The following is a 19747-nucleotide window of genomic DNA, read 5'->3' as shown; positions in this document are numbered from 1 at the left end:
GTAGGTATGAACTTTCCAATTCAAAGAAGTAAGTCAGTAGTCATTTTCGTTTGCCTTACGTTAGTTTTTATGTTTATATATCCAATTGTCATGCTTTTCACTAATAAAGCGCATTGGATGTCAGCGTTGATTGGGATGGGTTTATGCTTCATTGTAAATGTACCACTCGTTTGGGAAGTATTTATTAAAAAACATAAAGTAGAAAATGGCGTATTAAAGTACGGTATTTTAAATGATGATATTGTATTAAAAGATGTGAGAATTATACGTCAGGTCGGAAAGTCTCTTGAAATTACGACGAATGCATATAAAGTACATATGGTTGCGATGCCGCAAAATATGGATGAATTCTTGGCGCTTATAGAGAAAGAAAATCCACATGTGAAAATAGAAATGGTAGGGAAGAAATGAAATATATAAAACCTTTTTTTTGCTTGGAAATTATGCTGGTGTTTGCTATCTGCACTAGGATAAATATGAAATGGAACCTGCCTTTATATGTACCAATATTAATAGGTACTATCGCAGTGGCACTTTTATATTATTTTCATTTTCAGCAAACAAAAGTAAGAACAGTAGCTCGATATAGAGTGAGGATAATAAAAAAAACGCTCGGATATAATTCCGAGCATTTTTCATTATTTTAAGTTCTCTGGATTTAAAGCTTCTAATTCAGCTACAACGAAGCGTCCGTCTTTACGGATTAGTACGTCGTCGAAGTAAATTTCGCCGCCGCCGTATTCAGGGCGTTGGATACATACTAAGTCCCAATGGATGTTCGAGTTGTTACCGTTCCATGCATCGTCGTAAGCTTGTCCAGGAGTGAAGTGGAAGCTGCCATCGATTTTTTCATCGAATAGGATGTCTCCCATTGGATGTAAGATGTATGGGTTTACGCCGATTGCGAACTCACCAACGTAGCGTGCGCCTTCGTCTGTATCGAAGATTTTGTTAATGCGTTCTGAATCGTTTGCAGTTGCTTCAACGATTTGGCCGTTCTCGAACTTAAGTTGTACATTTTCAAATGTATAACCGTTGTAAGGAGATGGTGTGTTGTAAGAAACTGTACCGTTAACAGAATCACGAACTGGTGCAGAGTATACTTCACCGTCTGGAATGTTTAAATGACCGGAGCATTTAATTGCTGGAATGTCTTTAATAGAGAATGTTAAGTCAGTTCCAGGACCAGTTAAACGAACTTTATCTGTTTTATTCATTAATGTAACAAGGCTGTCCATCGCCTTATCCATTTTACCGTAGTCTAAGTTACATACTTCAAAGTAGAAGTCTTCGAAAGCTTCTGTACTCATTTTAGCAAGCTGTGCCATAGAAGCATTTGGGTAGCGAAGAACAACCCAGCGTGTTTTTGGAACGCGAATGTCTCTATGAACTTTTTTACCAACTGTTTGGCCATGAACTTTCATACGCTCACTTGGAACGTCAGCTTGTTCATTAATATTATCGCCAGAGCGAAGGCCGATATAAGCGTCCATGTCTTTCATTACGCTTGCTTCATATGCAGCGATTTGTTCGAAATGTTCTTCAGTAGCACCCATTAATAAAGAGCGATCTACTTGATGATCTTTTAAAGAGACGAATGGGAAACCACCAGCTGCATATGCTTCTTTTACAAGTGCAGTTACAAGTTCTTTTTGTAAGCCAAAGTTTTCAATTAATACTTTTTCACCTTTTTGTAAGCGGATAGAGTAGTTAATTAAATTGTATGCTAACTTTTCAATACGTGGATCTTTCATATGTAAAGCCTCCCTACTAATTATGTATCCTCTCCTATTGTAACCTACTTAGTGGAATTTGTTGAATGATTTATGTTACAGTTAACGAATAAGTATGAAAATTCTAATGATGAGATAGGGATTAGAATGAAACGGAAAATGATTGTATAATAGGGGAAAGTATGAAAAAGATAAAGGAAGTGATGAAATGCAAGTTCTTTTATATGTAAGTGCGGCTATTATCGCGGTTGCTTTCGCAGTATTAGTAGTGTATGTATGCAGAACGTTGTTATCGGTTCAGAAGACGTTAGAAAACGTTGCAAGCACGTTAGAAGGTTTAGAAAAACAAATGCAAGGAATTAGCGTAGAGACAGAGCAATTATTACATAAAACGAATGCGTTAGCTGATGATATTCAACAGAAGTCACAGTCATTAAATAAAGTGGTAGCGGGTGTAGATGGGATTGGAACGACAATCCAATCTTTAAATACGAAGCTTCGTAATGTATCAGACTCTGTAACGGACGAAATTGAAAATAACGCTGATAAAGTAGCGCAAGTTGTACAGTGGAGCAGTGCGGCGATTGAAGTATACAATCATTACCGTGCGTCGAGACAAGAGAAGAAGGTTGAAAAAGAAGAGCGTAAATTAGAAAGAATTGAGAAAAAAGCTGAAAAGAAAGAGAAACGCTCTAGATTTCGTATGAGAGGTGAATCGTGATGAATATGACAAAACTTGAAACAATTGAAGAGCTTGAAGTCTTAGTAGAAAAGAACGAGCCGTATGTTCTTTTTAAACACAGTACGACATGCCCAATTAGTCACGGTGCATACACAGAATTTCAAGCGTATTGCAGCGAAGAAAGAGAAGTACCAGCGTATTACTTATACGTACAAGATGCGAGAGATGTGTCAAATCGTGTTGCAGAACAATACAGTATTAGACATGAATCACCACAAGTGTTATACATAAAAGATGGGATGGTAGTATGGAATACATCTCATTGGAATATTAAAAAAGATGCTTTAGAAGAGAATATAAAGTAAAAAGAAGCAAGCTAAAGGTGCTTGCTTCTTTTTTTTTGTTTTTGTTGAAATATATTTAGTGGTACACTATTAATAGTTCAAACTAAATAACTAGATTGTTGAAAGTAGGTTTTAAGTAATGAAGAAAATGGCATTATCCTTCGCAGTCGTAAGTTTATTACTGGGAGCTTGTAGTAACAATAGTAATACGATTAGTAAGAAGGATGAAGTTATACAAAAAGATACAAAAGAAAAAAGTATGATTCCGAGAACTGCTGTTTCTAAAGATTATTATAGAACTGTTATTCCTTTAAAAGAACAAAAGGTTATTAATACAGCTAATATAAAAACAAATTCTAAATTAGATTTAGCAGAGTATGAAAATGGTTTAATAAATATTGCAACGCAGCAATTTGATACAGAGAGTCACGTACTGCAATTAAACCAGTATATTCCAGAGAAACTAATTGATGAACTAGTTGCGAAAGTAGAAGCGCCAGTTTTGACAAATATTATAGAACAAGATTATTTCGGAAAACAGAATTCAAATGAATTAAGTTTATCTGGTGTTATGATTGGCTTAGCTATGTCTTCAAGTGTATCGAATGAAGAGGCTATGTCTAAAGGGACTGAAGTTGCTAAACAACTTATTGAAGCTATTAACAAAAATGATAAATATAACAAATCTCCAATTACGTTTGCTATCTTTAAGCAAGAAAGTACAAGTTCTTTAAAAAATGGTACGTATATTGCTAGTGCTACTGTTCAAAAGAATGATACGAACCTTGGAAATTGGAGTACGATCGATGAAAAGTCGTATTCATATCCTTCTGATGAATTTACACAAGCACATGGAGAAGATAATACAAAAATAAATAACTTTGCTAAGGAAATAAAAGGTTTTTCTAATGGAGATTTTATTCCAGTCAACGCTAAAGTTTCTTATAAGAAAGATCAAATGGATACATTAAATATGAATATTGTTATTAAATATAACGGTAAAACAGAATTAATGGCTCTTACCCAATTGGCTGCTCAAGGCATGTTAGACAAATTGCCTAAAGATGCGAAAGTACAATTACAGATCAAGTCCGAGAGTAAAATTGAGGCCGTTATTATAAAAGAGAAAAACAGTGATAAACCGTTTGTTTCCTTCTTGTAAAAAAAGACAGTATGTAAACTGTCTTTTTTTTATTTTAAATGAAAATATATAATGTTTTTTGATAGTAATTCCTTGCTGTATATCGTGTGACAATCGTATATGTATCAGCTATAATAAATTATCTTAAAAAAGTAACATATAGGAATTTGAAAGAGGTGGCTTTCTTATGGCATCACAACAATTAGGTCGTTTACGTTCTGAAATTGATCAACTTAATTTACAAATATTAGAGTTACTAAACGAAAGAGGTCGTCTCGTACAAGAAGTTGGTAATTTAAAAGAAGTACAAGGTGTGAAACGTTTTGATCCTGTACGTGAAAGAAATATGCTGGATTTAATTGCAGAGAATAATAATGGTCCATTTGAAACTTCGACTTTACAACATATTTTCAAACAAATTTTTCAAGCTGGTTTAGAATTACAAGAAGACGATCATCGTAAAGCATTACTTGTTTCTCGTAAGAAAAAAACAGAAGATACGATTGTTGAAATTAATGGTGAAAAAATTGGTGACGGAAATCAGCATTTTATTATGGGACCGTGTGCAGTGGAAAGTTATGAACAAGTACGTCAAGTTGCTGAAGCAATGAAAGGGCAAGGTCTGAAATTAATGCGTGGTGGTGCGTTTAAACCACGTACTTCACCGTATGATTTTCAAGGTCTTGGATTAGAGGGATTACAAATTTTGCGCCAGGTAGCAGATGAATATGATTTGGCTGTTATTAGTGAAATTTTAAATCCGAATGATATTGAGATGTCATTAGATTACGTTGATGTTATTCAAATTGGCGCTCGCAATATGCAAAACTTTGATTTGCTAAGGGCAGCTGGTGCTGTGAATAAACCAGTATTATTAAAACGTGGTCTATCAGCAACGATTGAAGAATTCATTAATGCGGCAGAATATATTATGGCAAAGGGAAATGGGAACATTATTTTATGTGAACGAGGTATTCGCACGTATGAAAGAGCGACGCGTAATACGCTTGATATTTCCGCTGTGCCGATTTTAAAGAAAGAAACACATTTACCTGTCGTTGTCGATGTAACGCATTCTACAGGGCGACGTGACCTTCTCTTACCAACTGCAAAAGCAGCGATGGCAATTGGTGCAGACGCAATTATGGCTGAAGTACATCCAGATCCAGCTGTAGCTTTATCTGATGCAGCGCAACAAATGAATATACCGCAGTTCAATGATTTTATGAATGAATTAAAATCATTTGGAAGTAAATTATAAAAACTTTTAATGAGCTGTTCCAAAAAGGCATTTTGGAACAGCTTTCTCCTATTGTATAGCGACTGTCATTGTCGATTTTTGTTGGTAAGTTGATATATTTAAAAAATCGCTGATATAATTAGAGTTGCGGTCGATATATTTGGAAAATCGCTGATATATTTCGAGTTACAGTCGATATATTCGAAAAATCGCCGATATAAATTTCATTTACTATCGTACTGCTTAAAATAAGATTTCTACTAAGGAAACATCTATTTTTTTACAAAAAATGCCCTTTTTTCATAAAAAATACGAAAATACGAGAAAAGAAGCGAATTTTTTCGAAACTTTTGCGGGAAAATATTGTATGAGCCTGCGTTTTTATCGTATCATTAGTAAAAGGAAGAACTCGGGACGATTGGTGGCATCTGCAAATAGAGTTGATGTCTTTTTTTCATTCAAGTAACCGATACATAAAAATAGATAACAAAAATAGAAGGAGTGTGCGATGAGATGAACGTAACAATATATGATGTAGCGCGTGAAGCGAACGTTTCAATGGCTACCGTATCACGCGTTGTGAACGGTAACCCAAATGTAAAGCCTACAACAAGAAAGAAAGTATTAGAAGCAATTGATCGTTTAGGATACCGCCCAAATGCGGTAGCACGTGGACTAGCAAGTAAGAAGACAACTACAGTAGGTGTTATTATTCCTGATATCTCAAATACGTTTTATGCAGAACTAGCTCGTGGAATTGAAGATATCGCAACAATGTACAAATATAACATCATTTTAAGTAACTCTGACCAAAACAAAGAGAAAGAGTTCCATTTATTAAATACGATGCTTGGAAAACAAGTGGACGGAATTGTTTTCATGGGTGAAGATATTACAGACATTCACATTGAAGAATTTAAAAAATCTCCAGTACCAATTGTATTAGCAGCATCATTTGATGAGCAAAATGAAACGCCATCAGTAAATATTGATTATACACAAGCAGCTTATGATGCAATGAAGCACTTTATCGAGCAAGGACATAAACGTATCGGTTTCGTCTCTGGTCCTTTCATTGATAAAGCGGGAAGCGCGAAGAAGTTACAAGGTTACAAAAAAGCTTTAGAAGAAGCAGGTATTTCATATGATGAAAATCTTGTAATCGATGGAGATTACACATATGACTCAGGTATCGAAGCATTCGAAAAGCTTTGGAGCAATGATGAAAAGCCAACAGCAATCTTCGTATCTTCTGATGAAATGGCACTAGGTGTAATCCATGCAGCACAAGACGCTGGATTAAACGTACCAACTGACGTAGAAGTACTTGGTTTCGATAATACACGCCTTGCATTAATGGTTCGTCCGCAGCTTTCAACAGTTGTTCAACCGATGTATGATATCGGTGCAGTAGCAATGCGTCTATTAACAAAGTATATGAACAAAGAAAAAGTGGAAGATCACACTGTTATCTTACCTCACCGTATCCAATTTAGAGATTCAACGAAGTAAGTATAAAAAAGCTCACAGCGATTGCTGTGAGCTTTTATTCGTATTCAGGATAGTATTTTTGTACGACTGCATTTACCATTTCGTCTTTCTTAACGTGTAAAAATCTTGCATACAATTCTTTTCCAGTTTCAAATGGGGTATCGTCTAATTCAAACACATGCAATAGTTTTCGAAACGTCCATGTTATTTGCTCGCCGTACATATTATCGTACGTATGCTCAGACTGTATAGCGATTTGTTTACCTAGTGCATGAGCTTCTTCCAAACTGTTTGCTTTAACAAGAATAATACTTTCTTCAAAAAGTGTATCGTGATTCTCTTCATAATGCTCATCAATTTTCGTAGAATCAGGCTCACTAGAATGAACAGACTCAAACAATAATTTTACAGCGTACATATTATGCTGCATGGTTCACTTTATAAATAATACTTGCGACAAGCGAAGCAGGTATTGTAAATACGTTACTTTGATAATGGTAATGTACTTGGGATTCTTCATAAGACATGTTGTCATATAGTTCGTTTTGTGAGACACTCATTTTTTTCTGTTTTTCTTTGAGCATTTTAATGTAGTTGTACTGTATTGGGACGAGAATGATAAAATAAGCTAATACGATTAGTGAAATCCAAATCATTATGAACACTCCCTTATAAAGAATATTTCTATATAACAATTATATCAATAAAAAGAAAAAATAACCATTTTTTTGTTGGAGCTAATTTTCTTCTAAAAATGCAAACAGTTCCTTTTGGTTTTTTAAATTGTGATTAATACATGTTCGAGCAACATATTTCAATCCTTGTAATAATGCATCTACGTGAAAAGTATCATAATGAATTATATTTCCCTCTACCATCGTTTCGTCTTTTTGCAAGTTAATTGATATTTTTAGTACAGTTATATTACTTTGTAAATTTACAACTTCGATGTAAAAAAACTGTTTGTCTAAGTCAATCGTAACATAATCGAATCGTTCGGATAGCTCTAATTTATATGTAGTAGTATATTCCAAATGAAAGCCTCCTTATTGTATAAGTGTATGTTATAATGCCTTCGCTATAGATGGGGCTATTCCTTGTTATATGTCACATAAGTGCAAATTTAACTATTATAGGGCAATGTCATGTATAATAGAAAGAAAAGGCTTGTGAGGGGGGAAAAGAGATGATCGTTCTTTGGATAATTACGCTTTGTATGACTGCTATTTTTGCATATATGACGTTAAAACAAAATGGTTTAAAGCGATTTGTTCCAGGAAGTATTCTTGCAGGAATTGCCCTTATCACGTATGTAATTTCTATTTTTATTGAAAGTGTATCAGTAGATATGAGCACAAGTTTAATGTTTATTGGTATTACACTATTTGCAGGTAGCATTATGGTACTTATGGTTGCTGGTATTATTTTATTTATTCATATGAATTCGGAAACGTTATAGCATATAGAAAAGGCATATCCCGAGGGGACATGCCTTTTTATCCGTTCAATTATGCTCTATCTTTAGAAGAGTTTTGCTGTTTTAGTAAGTCGCGAATTTCGCCAAGAAGTTCTTCTTCTTTTGTTGGTTCTGAAATTTCTTCCTCTTTTTCTTCTTCTTTTTTAGATGTTAGTTTGTTGAAAACTTTAACAAACATAAAGATAGAAGCTGCGATAATTAAGAAGTCAAAAATTGTTTGGATGAAGTTACCATACATAACAGCAGATTTACCGTATCCAAAGTGTAAACTTGTAAAGTCAACGCCACCTAATACCATACCAAGTAATGGTGTGATGATATCTTTTACTAAAGAACTAACGATTTTACCGAATGCAGCACCGATTACAACCCCGACAGCTAAATCAACGACATTCCCTTTGAAAGCGAATTTTTTAAACTCGTTCCACATGTGTTAATCCCATCCTTTCCACGATTCATTATGAAATTTATAATTCCTATCAACATATTCTATAGAAATTTACGAGAGAAATAAAGAGGGAATGGGAATGAAAGTAAATTCTGAAAAATGTATCCGTTTTAATTTTTGTTTACATCATCTAGTAAAGATTGTAGCATTTGCTGCGTTTTTAATCCTTCTAATCCATCTACAACAGGCTTTGTATCGCCTTGTACACACTCAATAAAATGATGAACAGCATCTTCAAAACCACGTTGTTTTAACGTCGTATCCCATGATGGGGAACCACTTTGTGAAACTGAGTTTTCCTGTTCAATTTCAAATGTATTCATATTTTTTACGCGAATGATTTTCCCTGGCGTTACAAGTTCAATTTGTTCTAAATTTGTACCGGCATGGCGATGCATTGCAGTAGAAAGTAACAGTCCACTTGGAGTTGTATATGTATGATGTCCGTAAAGAAGTTCATTCTTTTCATTGATTTGTATCATATTGTGAACGGCGTTAAGGTCATCATTAGCTAACCAGCGAGCGGTATCTACAATGTGTAAATAATCATCTAACATAGTGAAGTCGTACGTATATGGCCCGACTTTATTTGTACGATGCTTTTCAATTCGAATCCATGAAATATCATTAGCCTGTTCTTTGGCAGCGACATACATAGGAACGAATCTGCGATTAAATCCGACCATTAATTTTCGGTTATACTTCTCGCTCAACTCGACTAGTTGCTCAGCTTGTTCCACTGTAGCTGCTAGCGGTTTATCAACATAAACGTCGATCCCTTTTTTTAGAAGTTCAGAAACGATTTCATAATGCGATGCAGTTGAACTATGAACGAAGATTGCATTGCATTCCGAAGCTAACATTTCAATAGAATGAAAGTCTTGAATTCGGTATTGCTGGCAAACTTGTTTTCTTTTCTCTACGTTAGGTGTAAACGCCCCTACAAAATTCCAATCAGTTTCTTTTGTAAGTGTTGGAAGATAGGCCTTTTGCGCAATACTTCCAAGTCCAATCATCCCAATTTTAGGTTTGTTCATGTTTATTCCCCCCCTATTAATAGTAATGTAACGGCTTAAATGTAGCATAGGGTGGGGGAGGAAGGCAAAAATTAGCTTTTTACTTACGGCCTTCTAACAAAATCTTCTCTATCTCTTCAAAGTGATGAGCGCGAGCATGCTCTAACGGGGTAACACCATCATTGTCTGGAATATTTACATCTGCACCGTGCTCAATAAGAAGGCGAATGACTTGTTGCTGTGTTTCGTTTCCGTTACTTAGTACGATGGCTTCCATTAAAGCTGTCCATCCCAGGTTATTTACATGATTTACATCAATATTTGTTCGAGTGAGGAGTTCCTTTATAACGTCAATATAGCCATGTTCTGAGGCTGGGATAAGAGCTGTTCCGCCGTAACGATTTGTAATCGTAGGATCTGCACCAGCATCAATTGTTAATTTTAAAATGTCTAAGTAACCTTCCGCACCGGCGTATAGAAAGGGATTATTTTTCATGTCATCTTGGATATTTACGTCAGCACCAGCTTCGATAAGTGCCTTTGCGGTTTTTACATCATTTTTGTATGTAGCAATCATAAGCGGAGTGCGTCCTTGACTATCCGTCGTATTTATATTTGCGCCTTGTTTTAGTAAAGATATAACAGTATTCGTTTCATTTTTTTCAGTGGCTGCTAGTAGTGCAGTCTCCATGTTTATCATCTCCTTTTTTACTTCTTGTTCTTGTGAGCATCCTTGTAAAAAAATTACGCAACATATCATACTGAATGTTTTTTTGAACATGGAATTTCAACCTCCTAATTTCAACTGTAAAATAGGAACATTAAATTTTTATAAACTGACGCTAAAATTACTATAAAATCGCTTGAGTATTTGATCATATATTTTTATGCTTGTAAATAATAAGGTTTGATAAAGTGAAACTTTAATCAGTGGGGGGGTGTTCATCCCCCACTGATTATTAGTTGAACCAATCGGGCTTTTATGGGCAGTTGATCCCCCACTTAACTTCTTTGCTTTCTCTGAATTTTGAGGTGGGGATCTTACTGCCCGTTAATGCGGGGTAAAGTGAGGATTTAAGATATGTCTATTAAAACAAGGTTTTTATTTTCTTATATTGCTGTTATCCTCGTTTCCATTACGCTTATATTAGTCGCGGGATTTTTAATCGTTTTTTCGATAACAGGTGACTTGGAAGCAGTGAAAAATTTCTATAAAAGTTCTTACATTCAAAAGCCGCTTACACCAGAAGAAGAGAATGCCTATCTTGAGTTGAAGTCAGCAGCCAAACAGCATCAATCTCAATTGCTAGATGAGTCGTTTGTCTCAGCAATAGAAAAAGAGGGTGTGAAAATAGTAGTAAGAAAAGGAGAAACACTTTCATATGCTTCAAACGTATTTGAAAGTGTATCTTTAAAAGAAGCCCTTCCGAAATTTGAATCAGCAAATATTAATAGTCGTGGTACAACGGAACTAGGCGATACATTTTATCGATATGTAAAGTTTGATTTTTATTTTTCTCAGGAAGAAGAGGGAAGTATATTTGTATTAAAAAAGCAAAGTTCATTTGTAGATCTTACACAAAAATTATTTCCAATCTTATTTGTATCTCTCTTACTACTAGCCATTTTACTCATTGGATTATTAAGTTACCTCGTTTCAAGAAGTGTAATAAAACCAATTTTTGTATTGAAAGGCGCAACGGAGAAAATTAAAGAAGGAAATTTAGATTTTCAAATACCAGTTACATCACACGATGAAATAGGGCAATTAAATCAAGGATTTGAGGAAATGAGGAAGAGATTAAAAGAATCGATAGAGATGCAAACACAGTATGAAGAAAATAGAAAAGAGCTTATTTCAAACATCTCTCATGACTTAAAAACACCGATTACATCAATTATCGGATATGTAGAAGGAATAAAGGACGGGGTAGCAAATACGCCAGAAAAAATGGATAAGTATTTAACAACTATCCATACGAAAGCAAGACATATGGATACACTTATTGATGAATTATTTTTATTCTCAAAGCTCGATTTGAATCGAGTTCCCTTTCAGTTTGAAACGGTTGAATTGAATACGTTTATGCAAGAGTTAATCGAAGAGATGCAAATGGATTTAAGTAAAGAAGGTATAGAAGTTAACTTACAATTACATGCATCACCACTATATGTAACGGCTGATTGCGAAAAAATCAATAGAGTTATATCAAATTTAATTCATAATAGTGTGAAATACATGGATAAAGAAGAGAAGAAAATTACTGTAACAGTATCGAGTGATAATAATAAAGTTATTGTGAAAGTAATGGATAATGGATCAGGTATAGAATCTGATACGCTACCTTATATCTTTGAACGTTTTTATCGTGCAGAACAATCGCGGAATTCTAGCACAGGTGGAAGTGGACTTGGTTTAGCAATAGCGAAGCAAATTGTTGAAGAACATGGCGGGGAAATTTGGGCGGAAAGCGAGCTTGGTAAAGGCACAAGCATTTTCTTCTCATTGGAAAAAGTAGAGGAATGTGGTGAGTAAATTGAAAAGAATTTTACTAATAGAAGATGAAGTAAGTATTGCAGAATTACAGCGAGATTATTTAGAAATTAATGATTTCCAAGTTGATGTAGAGCATTCAGGAGAAATAGGTTTACAAACAGCCTTGCAAGAAGACTATGATTTAATTATTTTAGATATTATGCTTCCGAAAATGAACGGATTCGAAATTTGTAAACAAATACGTGCTGTAAAAGATATTCCGATTCTACTTGTTTCAGCAAAAAAAGAAGATATAGATAAAATTCGCGGACTCGGATTAGGAGCGGATGATTATATAACGAAGCCGTTTAGCCCGAGTGAATTAGTCGCAAGAGTAAAAGCACATATTTCTCGTTATGAAAGATTATTAGGAAATGTAAGTAAGCAACGCGATACGTTATATATTCACGGAATTTCTATCGATCAACGAGCGAGGAAAGTTTTTATAAACAATGAAGAAGTGGCATTTACAACGAAGGAATTTGATTTATTAACATTCTTTGTAACACATCCAAACCAAGTATTAAATAAAGAACAGTTATTTGAACGCATTTGGGGATTAGATTCCGCTGGTGATTTAGCCACTGTTGTCGTCCACATTAGAAAGCTACGTGAAAAAATTGAAAGAGATCCTGCTCACCCGCAATATATTGAAACAGTGTGGGGAGCTGGTTATCGTTTTAATGTGTAGGGAACCTGCCGAGTAATTGGCAGGTTTTTTGTATGTTATTCGAATGAAAAGGAAGGAATAGGTAATTTATGTTAAAATGTAAAGAGAAACAAAACAGAGGAGAGCATAGGGAGCGAGCTATATGTTGGGGGATATATTAAAAGATAATAAATCAAATAAGACTTTAAAGATTGGAACTAATATCGTACTTATCTTATTGATTATTGGTGCAATACAAATGTTTTATGATGAAGATTCTACGAATAATCATTTCGGTTGGTTCTTTTTTGCGATCTTTTGGGTAATTAAAAGCATTTCTAGCTCTAAGGTAAGTTTAAAAGATAGAGATAAAAAGTCGGTATTATTTGATGTGGGTTTAGTTGTTATTTCTTTTGTTTTTTTAGTTGTTTTTAGTGTGAAATATTTCTTTTGAAAAAAGCTCATAGTCTTATAGAGGCTGTGAGCTTTTTGTCAGTGTTTAGGTTTTCTTAATAATAATGGTACTAACGATTTATAAAATGTTTGAGTAGTAGAAGTAAACTGAGCAGCTTCTTCTAAAAAAGGATAATGGTTGCTATTTTCGAATGGAATGAAGATAGAATTACGTATTCCATCATGTATCTCGATAGAATATTGAATCGGGCACTGCACATCATATCTTCCGCATATAATAAGTGTCTTTGTTTGGATGGAAGATAAATACTCTCTTAAATCAAATGAAGGATATTCATTGGCGAAAGCATTCATCCGGCTAATGGACATTGTTTTATTGATTGGTTTACAAAAATAAGAGTTGTAGTTTTCTGGTTTATACAATGATAATTTTGTTCTCTTAGTAGCTAGTTCTTTTCGTTCTTCATTTGTAAGGTGAGGGCTTTTTAAGTTTTCGATGAGTTTTTGCATATAATGAAACTGTGGATGTGCTGGGTGATAAATGCAAAATGGTGTTTCGGTATAGTTACTTGCTGCAGCTCCTGCTACGACTAATGATTGTAAGGAATGTGGATATGTAATTGCATATAAAAGTCCAAGCATACCACCTGTTGAATGGCCAGCGAAATGCCATGTTGGAAGTTGTAATGCTTCTCGTATGGCTTCCAAGTCGTGGATTGTTTCAATCATGCTTAATTCTTTTTCTGAATTGGCTTTTAACGAGTTACCAGCGTCTCGTAAATTAATGAGAAATACACGATGCGTAGCAGTAAAAACATCCGCAAAGTAATCACCAGTTTCATTAAATTGTGAATAGTGATGTGTAATACAAAGCGATTCGCCATCTCCTTTTGTAAAGAGTTCAAATGTACCACGTTTCGTGTGGATCATTTGTTGTATCCACATAATATCACGACCTTTCCTCATAAAATCCATTAGTACATAAAAATATATCAGCGATTATTAGAATATATCGGCGCATCTCGAAATATATCAGCGATTTTCCAAATATATCGGCGCAACTTGAAATATATCAGCGATTATTAAAATATATCGACTTGCCGACAGGAATCGACAATAATAGCGAGCTTTAAATAAAAGGAGGCTATTCAAAAACGAGCCTCCTTTTCGTTTAGTATAAAGATTTTGTCATATTATTCCGAATAATTTCAAGGGATTTCGCTACAGTTAATGCATTCTTTTCTTCAATTTCTGGTTTACGGGGGATAGGTTTATACATGTTGTCTGGATCTTCCCATGTGAGGGGAAGTTCTGTTTCTGCTTGTCCTTTCCAAGCTTCAATCCATTCTGGAGGGAGATAACCTGAGATGTTTTGGATGTTGTTCATTTCGAGCCAAATGAGTGCCCAAGCTCTTGGAACGACGCGCCAGTGATCATAGCCACCGCCACCGACAGCGATCCAGCGACCGTCGCAATATTCATTAGCAATTTCACGAGCGAGCTTCGGTATTTCGCGGTAAATATTCATTGTCGCACAAAGATGCGTAAGTGGGTCATAATAATGTGCGTCAGCACCATTTTGCGTTAAAATAATATCCGGTTTAAAGTACGCTGCAACTTCTTTTACAACAGTTCGATATGATTCTAAGAACGATTCATCTTCTGTAAAAGCATCGAGTGGAACGTTAAAAGAATAACTATAGCCATTACCTTGTCCGCGTTCATTTACAGCGCCAGTTCCAGGAAATAAATAGCGACCAGTTTCATGTAATGAAATTGTGCATACGTTAGGGTCATCATAAAACGACCACTGTACGCCATCACCGTGATGAGCATCTGTATCAATATATAAGACGCGTAAACCGTATTTCTTTTGAATATATTTCATTGCGATAGAACTGTCGTTATAAATACAAAAGCCAGATGCTTTGCCGCGAAAGCCGTGATGTAAGCCGCCGCCCAAATTAAGTGCATGTTTTACTTTCCCAGAGAGAACAGCATCGACAGCTGTTAACGTACCGCCGACGAGCAATGCGCTTGCTTCGTGCATATTTGGGAACATTGGTGTATCTTCTGTTCCGAGTCCATATGTCATCGCAATTGATTTTTCTAACTTTCCTTCTCCAGCACGTTTTACCGCATTTATGTACTCCTCTGTATGAACGTAGGCGATCTCTTCATCTGTAGCCATCCGTGGTGAGATGATTTGAGAGGGAGAGATGAAACCGCCCTTTTGTAATAAATCATACGTAAGTGTGACGCGCAGTTGGTTAAAAGGATGATCAGGGCTAAATGAATAGCCCCGAAAGTCATCCGAATAAATAAACGCGCTACTCATGCTTGCATCCCCATGATGTTTGGCCATAGTACGCGGTAGCCTTCTGCTTCAAGTGCATCAATCACTTTTAGAGGATTCATCGTTTGAATGCGGAAAACGAGTACTTTATCATTCTCATCTTTTGCTGGGTAGACGAGAACGCTCACGATATTTATTTGTAAATCACTAAAAATAGCAACGACTTTTCCAAGAATACCAGGTTCATTTTTTACTTGAATTTCAATTTGCGAACTTGGTTGATGTGCTCCTGTTAATTTTACTAACGTGTGCAGTACTGTAGATTCAGAAATGATTCCAACTAACTTTCCGGCCTTTGTAACAGGAAGACAGCCAATTTTATTTTCAAAAAATAAAGTAGCAATTTCCTCAACGAAATCGAGAGGATGGCAAGTCATAACAGGATGTTTCATAATAAGTTCGAGCGGTTGCTGTAGCATATCGAGTGAAACTTGTTCATCTAGAATAGACGGACTTGCATCTCTTACATCCCGATCAGAAATAATGCCTACGACGTGATTATTTTGATCGACAATTGGAATGTGCCGAATGCCTTTCGTGCGTATCGTTCGGATTGCTGTTTCGATTGTATCGTTTGGATGTAATGTAACTACATTTTGATTCATAATTTCTTCTACAATCATTCCAGTTGCCCCCTTTATTAATACATAAAACGATTGTGAAAACGTAGACGATCAAAAGCTTGAATAGAATCCGTATCAACGCGTTTACCGATGCGGACCATTAAACAGTTGGCAGGATGTGAACAAATTTCAGGATCGTCTGTAGCCATCCATTGTAACCCGCCAGCATTCATCATCTTCTCCATTACTTTTCGGTATTCCCACACATTCAATCCTGTTTGTTTCAAATCCCAGTGCCAATAATATTCAGTCGTCAATATAATGTAATCTTCCATATAATCGTCCATCATAGAAACCTCTAGTAAGTTCTTTCCGACAGAACTCCCGCGGAAGGCTGGGACTACTTCAATTGCCCCAAGCTCAATTAAGTTTTCCATTTTTCCTTCTGACCATCGTTCAAGTGGATCAGGATACAAGTATGTAACATATCCAACAATTGTTTGGTCATGTCTAGCAATAATGAGACGAGCTTCTGGTAATTTAGAAATTTCGACAATTGCTTTATATTGTTGCTCGGCAGGACGAAACGCAATTAAGTCTGGATGAAACTCATACATTTCTAAGTTATGTGTAGAGACAGGACCTTCAATAATTAAAGTGCCTTTCGCTGTTTTTAAGTTTCTAGCATTATATATTTTTTTATGAATCAATGTATTGCTCACCACCTTGAGGGTTTGTGAATCTATTAATATCGTACTTTATAATATATGCGATGTGAATCGAAATTTGTCATTAAAAATTTGTCTAAAAATCAACAAATATACTGAAAATTTTAAATAATGTCATTATAATAGATAATAGAATACATAGGAGGGGGATGTAAAGTATGAAAGTAGAAACGCTTCCTGTCATTAAAGGAGAAAATAATTTGCCGAATTATGATGAGGCATACGCGAATTTTAACTGGGAAGAGGTTAATAAAAACTTTACTTGGAATGAAACAGGCCGAGTAAATATGGCGTATGAGGCAATTGATAAGCATGCGAAATCCGATCGAAAGAATAAAGTAGCTCTTTATTATCAAGATGGATCGCGAAAAGAGAAATATACATTTAAGGAAATGAAGGATTTTTCTAATAAAGCAGGAAACGTCCTTAAGAATTATGGCGATGTAGAAAAAGGCGATCGCGTTTTTATTTTTATGCCACGTTCTCCAGAGTTATATTTCGCACTTTTAGGTGCAGTGAAATTAGGAGCAATTGTTGGACCGCTATTTGAAGCATTTATGGAAGGCGCAGTTCGCGATCGCTTAGAAGATAGCGAAGCAAAGGTGTTAATTACAACGCCTGAATTGTTAGAGCGCGTACCATTAAATGATTTACCGGCTTTAAAAACAGTTTTCCTTGTTGGAGATAATGTAGAAGAAGGCGGTAAAACGGTAGCGTTCAATCCTTTATTTGAACAAGCTTCAAAAGAATTACATATTGAATGGTTAGGCCGTGAAGACGGCTTGATTCTACATTACACGTCTGGTTCTACTGGTAAGCCAAAAGGTGTGCTTCATGCGCAAAACGCAATGGTTCAGCACTATCAAACGGCGAAGTGGGTATTAGATTTAAAAGAAGACGATGTATATTGGTGTACTGCTGACCCGGGCTGGGTAACTGGAACAGCTTACGGTATTTTCGCACCGTGGTTAGTTGGAGCGTCAAACGTTATTTTAGGTGGACGCTTTAGTCCAGAAGCTTGGTATGAAGCACTGCAAGATTACGGTGTGACGGTTTGGTACAGCGCACCAACAGCATTCCGTATGTTAATGGGAGCTGGACAAGACGCAATTAAAAAATATGACTTATCACAAGTGCGCCACGTATTAAGCGTTGGTGAGCCGTTAAATCCAGAAGTAATTCGCTGGGGTATGAACGCATTTGGACTTCGTATTCATGATACGTGGTGGATGACAGAAACAGGTGGACAAGTTATTTGTAACTACCCTTGTATGGAAATCCGTCCAGGCTCAATGGGTAAACCAATTCCAGGTGTGAAAGCAGCGATTGTTGATAATGAAGGAAATGAAGTGCCTCCTTACACAATGGGTAACTTAGCAATTGCGAAAGGTTGGCCATCTATGATGCGCGGGATCTGGAATAACCAGCAAAAATATGAATCTTATTTCATGCCGGGAGATTGGTACGTATCAGGTGACTCTGCCTATATGGATGAAGATGGATACTTCTGGTTCCAAGGGCGTATTGACGATGTAATTATGACGTCAGGTGAGCGCGTTGGTCCGTTTGAAGTAGAAAGTAAATTAATTGAGCACGCTGCTGTTGCAGAAGCTGGTGTAATTGGTATTCCTGATCCGGTGCGCGGCGAAATTATTAAAGCATTTATCGCACTTCGAGCAGGATACGAACCATCTGATGAATTAAAAGAAGAAATTCGTCAATTTGTAAAGAAAGGCCTAGCAGCTCATGCAGCGCCACGACAAATTGAATTTAGAGATAAATTACCGAAAACGAGAAGTGGTAAAATTATGCGCCGCGTATTAAAAGCGTGGGAGCTGAATTTACCAACAGGTGACTTATCAACGATGGAAGATTAAGAGAGAAAGGTCTGAACGAAAAATGTTCAGGCCTTTCTTTTTTATGATATCATTAACTTGTATATATAAGTTAAAGGGGATAGTATGATGAAAACAGAAAAGGAAAAGATGATACTAGGAGAAATGTACATACCGGCTGATCCAGTTTTAGTACAAGAAAGAGAGCAAGCACGTATATTAACGAGAAAATTAAATGATACGCCAGAAGAACAATTAAAAGAGCGTAGCGAAATCGTAAAAGAATTATTCGGAACGACAGGAGATAATATTCATCTTGAATCTTCTTTTAGGTGTGATTACGGCTATAACATTCATGTCGGTGAAAATTTTTACGCGAACTTTGACTGTACGATTTTAGACGTATGCCCGGTAACAATCGGAGTGAACTGTATGTTAGCTCCAGGTGTTCACATTTATACAGCAACGCACCCGCTTGATCCAGTAGAGCGTATAAGCGGATCAGAATACGGAAAACCAGTTACAATTGGCGATAACGTATGGATTGGCGGAAGAGCAATTATTAATCCAGGTGTAACAATTGGAGACAATGCGGTGATCGCATCTGGTGCTGTCGTAACGAAAGATGTGCCTAATAATGTAGTAGTTGGCGGGAATCCTGCAAAGATTATAAAAAAACTAAAATAATATTTGAACGAAGTGCCTTCCTCGTCTGTATACAGTTATAAAAGAATAGATGAGGGAGGCTTTTATATGTCTAATAAATTACTTCTTGCGACGTTGTAAAGGATTGACAAGAAGAGAAACCCGACCTTATTTGACACGCCTATATAAATGATGGTATAAAGAAAAGTATATGAATAATTGAGCGTGGAAAGGGAGAAGTAGTGATCATTTCCCTGTTTTAGAGAGCTGATGGCCGGTGAAAATCAGCACATAGATGATCGCGAATTACGCCCCTAGAGCATCTTTTTTCGATTGAATTGTATTCAAAAGGGAAGAGACGGTGCTAAGCCGTTATGTAAATAAGGTGGTAGGCTTTTTTTGGTCTGCAACTAGGGTGGTAACGCGATAATCAAAATCGTCCCTTATTT

23 protein-coding genes and 1 other annotated feature are annotated in these 19747 nt (G+C 36.0%); of the genes, 12 read left to right on the top strand and 11 right to left on the bottom strand.

Going from position 1 to position 19747, the window contains the following annotated elements; genetic code table 11:
* Positions 1-6 precede the first annotated feature (6 nt).
* Entirely contained in the window at positions 7-411 is a 405-nt protein-coding gene (locus tag ACTFSL_RS07125) for a PH domain-containing protein (RefSeq protein WP_001010643.1), read from the top strand.
* Positions 412-638: 227 nt separating this feature from the next.
* Here the strand turns inward: ACTFSL_RS07125 and ACTFSL_RS07120 are convergent, their stop codons facing one another.
* A complete protein-coding gene (locus tag ACTFSL_RS07120; protein ID WP_000654727.1) occupies positions 639-1754 on the bottom strand; it encodes an aminopeptidase in 1116 nt (371 codons plus the stop codon).
* 187 nt (positions 1755-1941) lie between these two features.
* On the opposite strand from ACTFSL_RS07120, the gene ACTFSL_RS07115 reads away from it, so the two are divergent.
* The 5 genes from ACTFSL_RS07115 (at position 1942) to ccpA (ending at position 6652) form a co-directional block, all read left to right on the top strand.
* Positions 1942-2454, top strand: a complete 513-nt coding sequence (locus ACTFSL_RS07115) for a DUF948 domain-containing protein (RefSeq protein ID WP_001197720.1) — start codon at positions 1942-1944, stop codon at positions 2452-2454.
* Entirely contained in the window at positions 2454-2780 is a 327-nt protein-coding gene (gene ytxJ, locus ACTFSL_RS07110) for a bacillithiol system redox-active protein YtxJ (protein WP_001057469.1), read from the top strand. Before ACTFSL_RS07115 ends, ytxJ begins: the two co-directional genes overlap by 1 nt.
* Positions 2781-2898: 118 nt before the next feature.
* Entirely contained in the window at positions 2899-3921 is a 1023-nt protein-coding gene (locus ACTFSL_RS07105; RefSeq protein WP_000738025.1) for a CamS family sex pheromone protein, read from the top strand.
* Positions 3922-4087: 166 nt separating this feature from the next.
* Positions 4088-5161, top strand: a complete 1074-nt coding sequence (locus ACTFSL_RS07100) for a bifunctional 3-deoxy-7-phosphoheptulonate synthase/chorismate mutase (protein ID WP_000168209.1) — start codon at positions 4088-4090, stop codon at positions 5159-5161.
* 492 nt (positions 5162-5653) lie between these two features.
* Positions 5654-6652, top strand: coding sequence for a catabolite control protein A (ccpA, locus tag ACTFSL_RS07095; protein WP_001103297.1), 999 nt, complete (start codon positions 5654-5656; stop codon positions 6650-6652).
* Positions 6653-6686: 34 nt separating this feature from the next.
* Here the strand turns inward: ccpA and ACTFSL_RS07090 are convergent, their stop codons facing one another.
* The 3 genes from ACTFSL_RS07090 to dhp61 form a co-directional block, all read right to left on the bottom strand.
* On the bottom strand, positions 6687-7049 hold the full coding sequence (locus ACTFSL_RS07090) for a DUF4288 domain-containing protein (RefSeq protein WP_440041435.1): 363 nt from the start codon (positions 7047-7049) through the stop codon (positions 6687-6689).
* Between the two features lies 1 nt (position 7050).
* Positions 7051-7287: a DUF3949 domain-containing protein gene (locus ACTFSL_RS07085; protein ID WP_000637903.1), complete on the bottom strand. Its 237-nt coding sequence runs from the start codon at positions 7285-7287 to the stop codon at positions 7051-7053.
* An 81-nt stretch (positions 7288-7368) separates the two neighbouring features.
* Positions 7369-7665 (bottom strand): protein Dhp61, encoded by a 297-nt coding sequence (dhp61, locus tag ACTFSL_RS07080; RefSeq protein WP_016125924.1) that lies wholly within the window; start codon positions 7663-7665, stop codon positions 7369-7371.
* 152 nt (positions 7666-7817) lie between these two features.
* Between dhp61 and ACTFSL_RS07075 the strand changes: the two genes are divergently transcribed.
* Positions 7818-8090, top strand: a complete 273-nt coding sequence (locus tag ACTFSL_RS07075; RefSeq protein WP_000636589.1) for a DUF3917 domain-containing protein — start codon at positions 7818-7820, stop codon at positions 8088-8090.
* A 49-nt stretch (positions 8091-8139) separates the two neighbouring features.
* Here ACTFSL_RS07075 and mscL read toward each other — a convergent pair whose 3' ends face one another.
* From mscL to ACTFSL_RS07060, 3 genes are all read right to left on the bottom strand, one after another.
* On the bottom strand, positions 8140-8538 hold the full coding sequence (gene mscL / locus ACTFSL_RS07070; RefSeq protein WP_440041433.1) for a large conductance mechanosensitive channel protein MscL: 399 nt from the start codon (positions 8536-8538) through the stop codon (positions 8140-8142).
* Between the two features lie 128 nt (positions 8539-8666).
* Positions 8667-9593, bottom strand: a complete 927-nt coding sequence (locus ACTFSL_RS07065; protein WP_440041431.1) for a Gfo/Idh/MocA family protein — start codon at positions 9591-9593, stop codon at positions 8667-8669.
* A gap of 79 nt (positions 9594-9672) precedes the next feature.
* The gene (locus ACTFSL_RS07060; RefSeq protein ID WP_440041429.1) at positions 9673-10353 is read right to left on the bottom strand and encodes an ankyrin repeat domain-containing protein; all 681 of its coding nucleotides are present in this window, start codon (positions 10351-10353) and stop codon (positions 9673-9675) included.
* A gap of 300 nt (positions 10354-10653) precedes the next feature.
* On the opposite strand from ACTFSL_RS07060, the gene ACTFSL_RS07055 reads away from it, so the two are divergent.
* The 3 genes from ACTFSL_RS07055 to ACTFSL_RS07045 all read left to right on the top strand — a co-directional run bounded on the left by ACTFSL_RS07055 (position 10654) and on the right by ACTFSL_RS07045 (position 13211).
* Entirely contained in the window at positions 10654-12108 is a 1455-nt protein-coding gene (locus tag ACTFSL_RS07055) for an ATP-binding protein (protein ID WP_440041427.1), read from the top strand.
* Position 12109: 1 nt separating this feature from the next.
* Positions 12110-12799: a response regulator transcription factor gene (locus tag ACTFSL_RS07050; RefSeq protein ID WP_002024886.1), complete on the top strand. Its 690-nt coding sequence runs from the start codon at positions 12110-12112 to the stop codon at positions 12797-12799.
* Positions 12800-12920: 121 nt separating this feature from the next.
* Complete coding sequence (locus tag ACTFSL_RS07045; RefSeq protein WP_000900163.1) at positions 12921-13211, top strand: hypothetical protein; 291 nt, start codon at positions 12921-12923, stop codon at positions 13209-13211.
* 38 nt (positions 13212-13249) lie between these two features.
* Here ACTFSL_RS07045 and ACTFSL_RS07040 read toward each other — a convergent pair whose 3' ends face one another.
* The 4 genes from ACTFSL_RS07040 to acuA form a co-directional block, all read right to left on the bottom strand.
* The gene (locus ACTFSL_RS07040; RefSeq protein ID WP_440041425.1) at positions 13250-14137 is read right to left on the bottom strand and encodes an alpha/beta fold hydrolase; all 888 of its coding nucleotides are present in this window, start codon (positions 14135-14137) and stop codon (positions 13250-13252) included.
* A 205-nt stretch (positions 14138-14342) separates the two neighbouring features.
* Positions 14343-15509 (bottom strand): acetoin utilization protein AcuC, encoded by a 1167-nt coding sequence (acuC, locus tag ACTFSL_RS07035; protein WP_000092823.1) that lies wholly within the window; start codon positions 15507-15509, stop codon positions 14343-14345.
* Complete coding sequence (locus ACTFSL_RS07030; RefSeq protein ID WP_000634583.1) at positions 15506-16150, bottom strand: acetoin utilization AcuB family protein; 645 nt, start codon at positions 16148-16150, stop codon at positions 15506-15508. Before ACTFSL_RS07030 ends, acuC begins: the two co-directional genes overlap by 4 nt.
* Positions 16151-16167: 17 nt before the next feature.
* Positions 16168-16800, bottom strand: a complete 633-nt coding sequence (gene acuA / locus ACTFSL_RS07025; protein ID WP_000581388.1) for an acetoin utilization protein acetyltransferase AcuA — start codon at positions 16798-16800, stop codon at positions 16168-16170.
* A 176-nt stretch (positions 16801-16976) separates the two neighbouring features.
* On the opposite strand from acuA, the gene acsA reads away from it, so the two are divergent.
* Both acsA and ACTFSL_RS07015 read left to right on the top strand, forming a co-directional pair.
* On the top strand, positions 16977-18695 hold the full coding sequence (gene acsA, locus ACTFSL_RS07020; RefSeq protein WP_000862049.1) for an acetate--CoA ligase: 1719 nt from the start codon (positions 16977-16979) through the stop codon (positions 18693-18695).
* A gap of 84 nt (positions 18696-18779) precedes the next feature.
* On the top strand, positions 18780-19340 hold the full coding sequence (locus ACTFSL_RS07015) for a maltose acetyltransferase domain-containing protein (protein ID WP_002026426.1): 561 nt from the start codon (positions 18780-18782) through the stop codon (positions 19338-19340).
* A gap of 175 nt (positions 19341-19515) precedes the next feature.
* Positions 19516-19745 (top strand) — a binding site (T-box leader).
* The last annotated feature ends 2 nt before the right edge of the window (positions 19746-19747 follow it).

It is taken from the genome of Bacillus cereus group sp. MYBK108-1, assembly GCF_051917185.1.
GTDB lineage: Bacteria > Bacillota > Bacilli > Bacillales > Bacillaceae_G > Bacillus_A > Bacillus_A cereus.
This window is presented reverse-complemented; position numbering and strand designations above follow the sequence as displayed.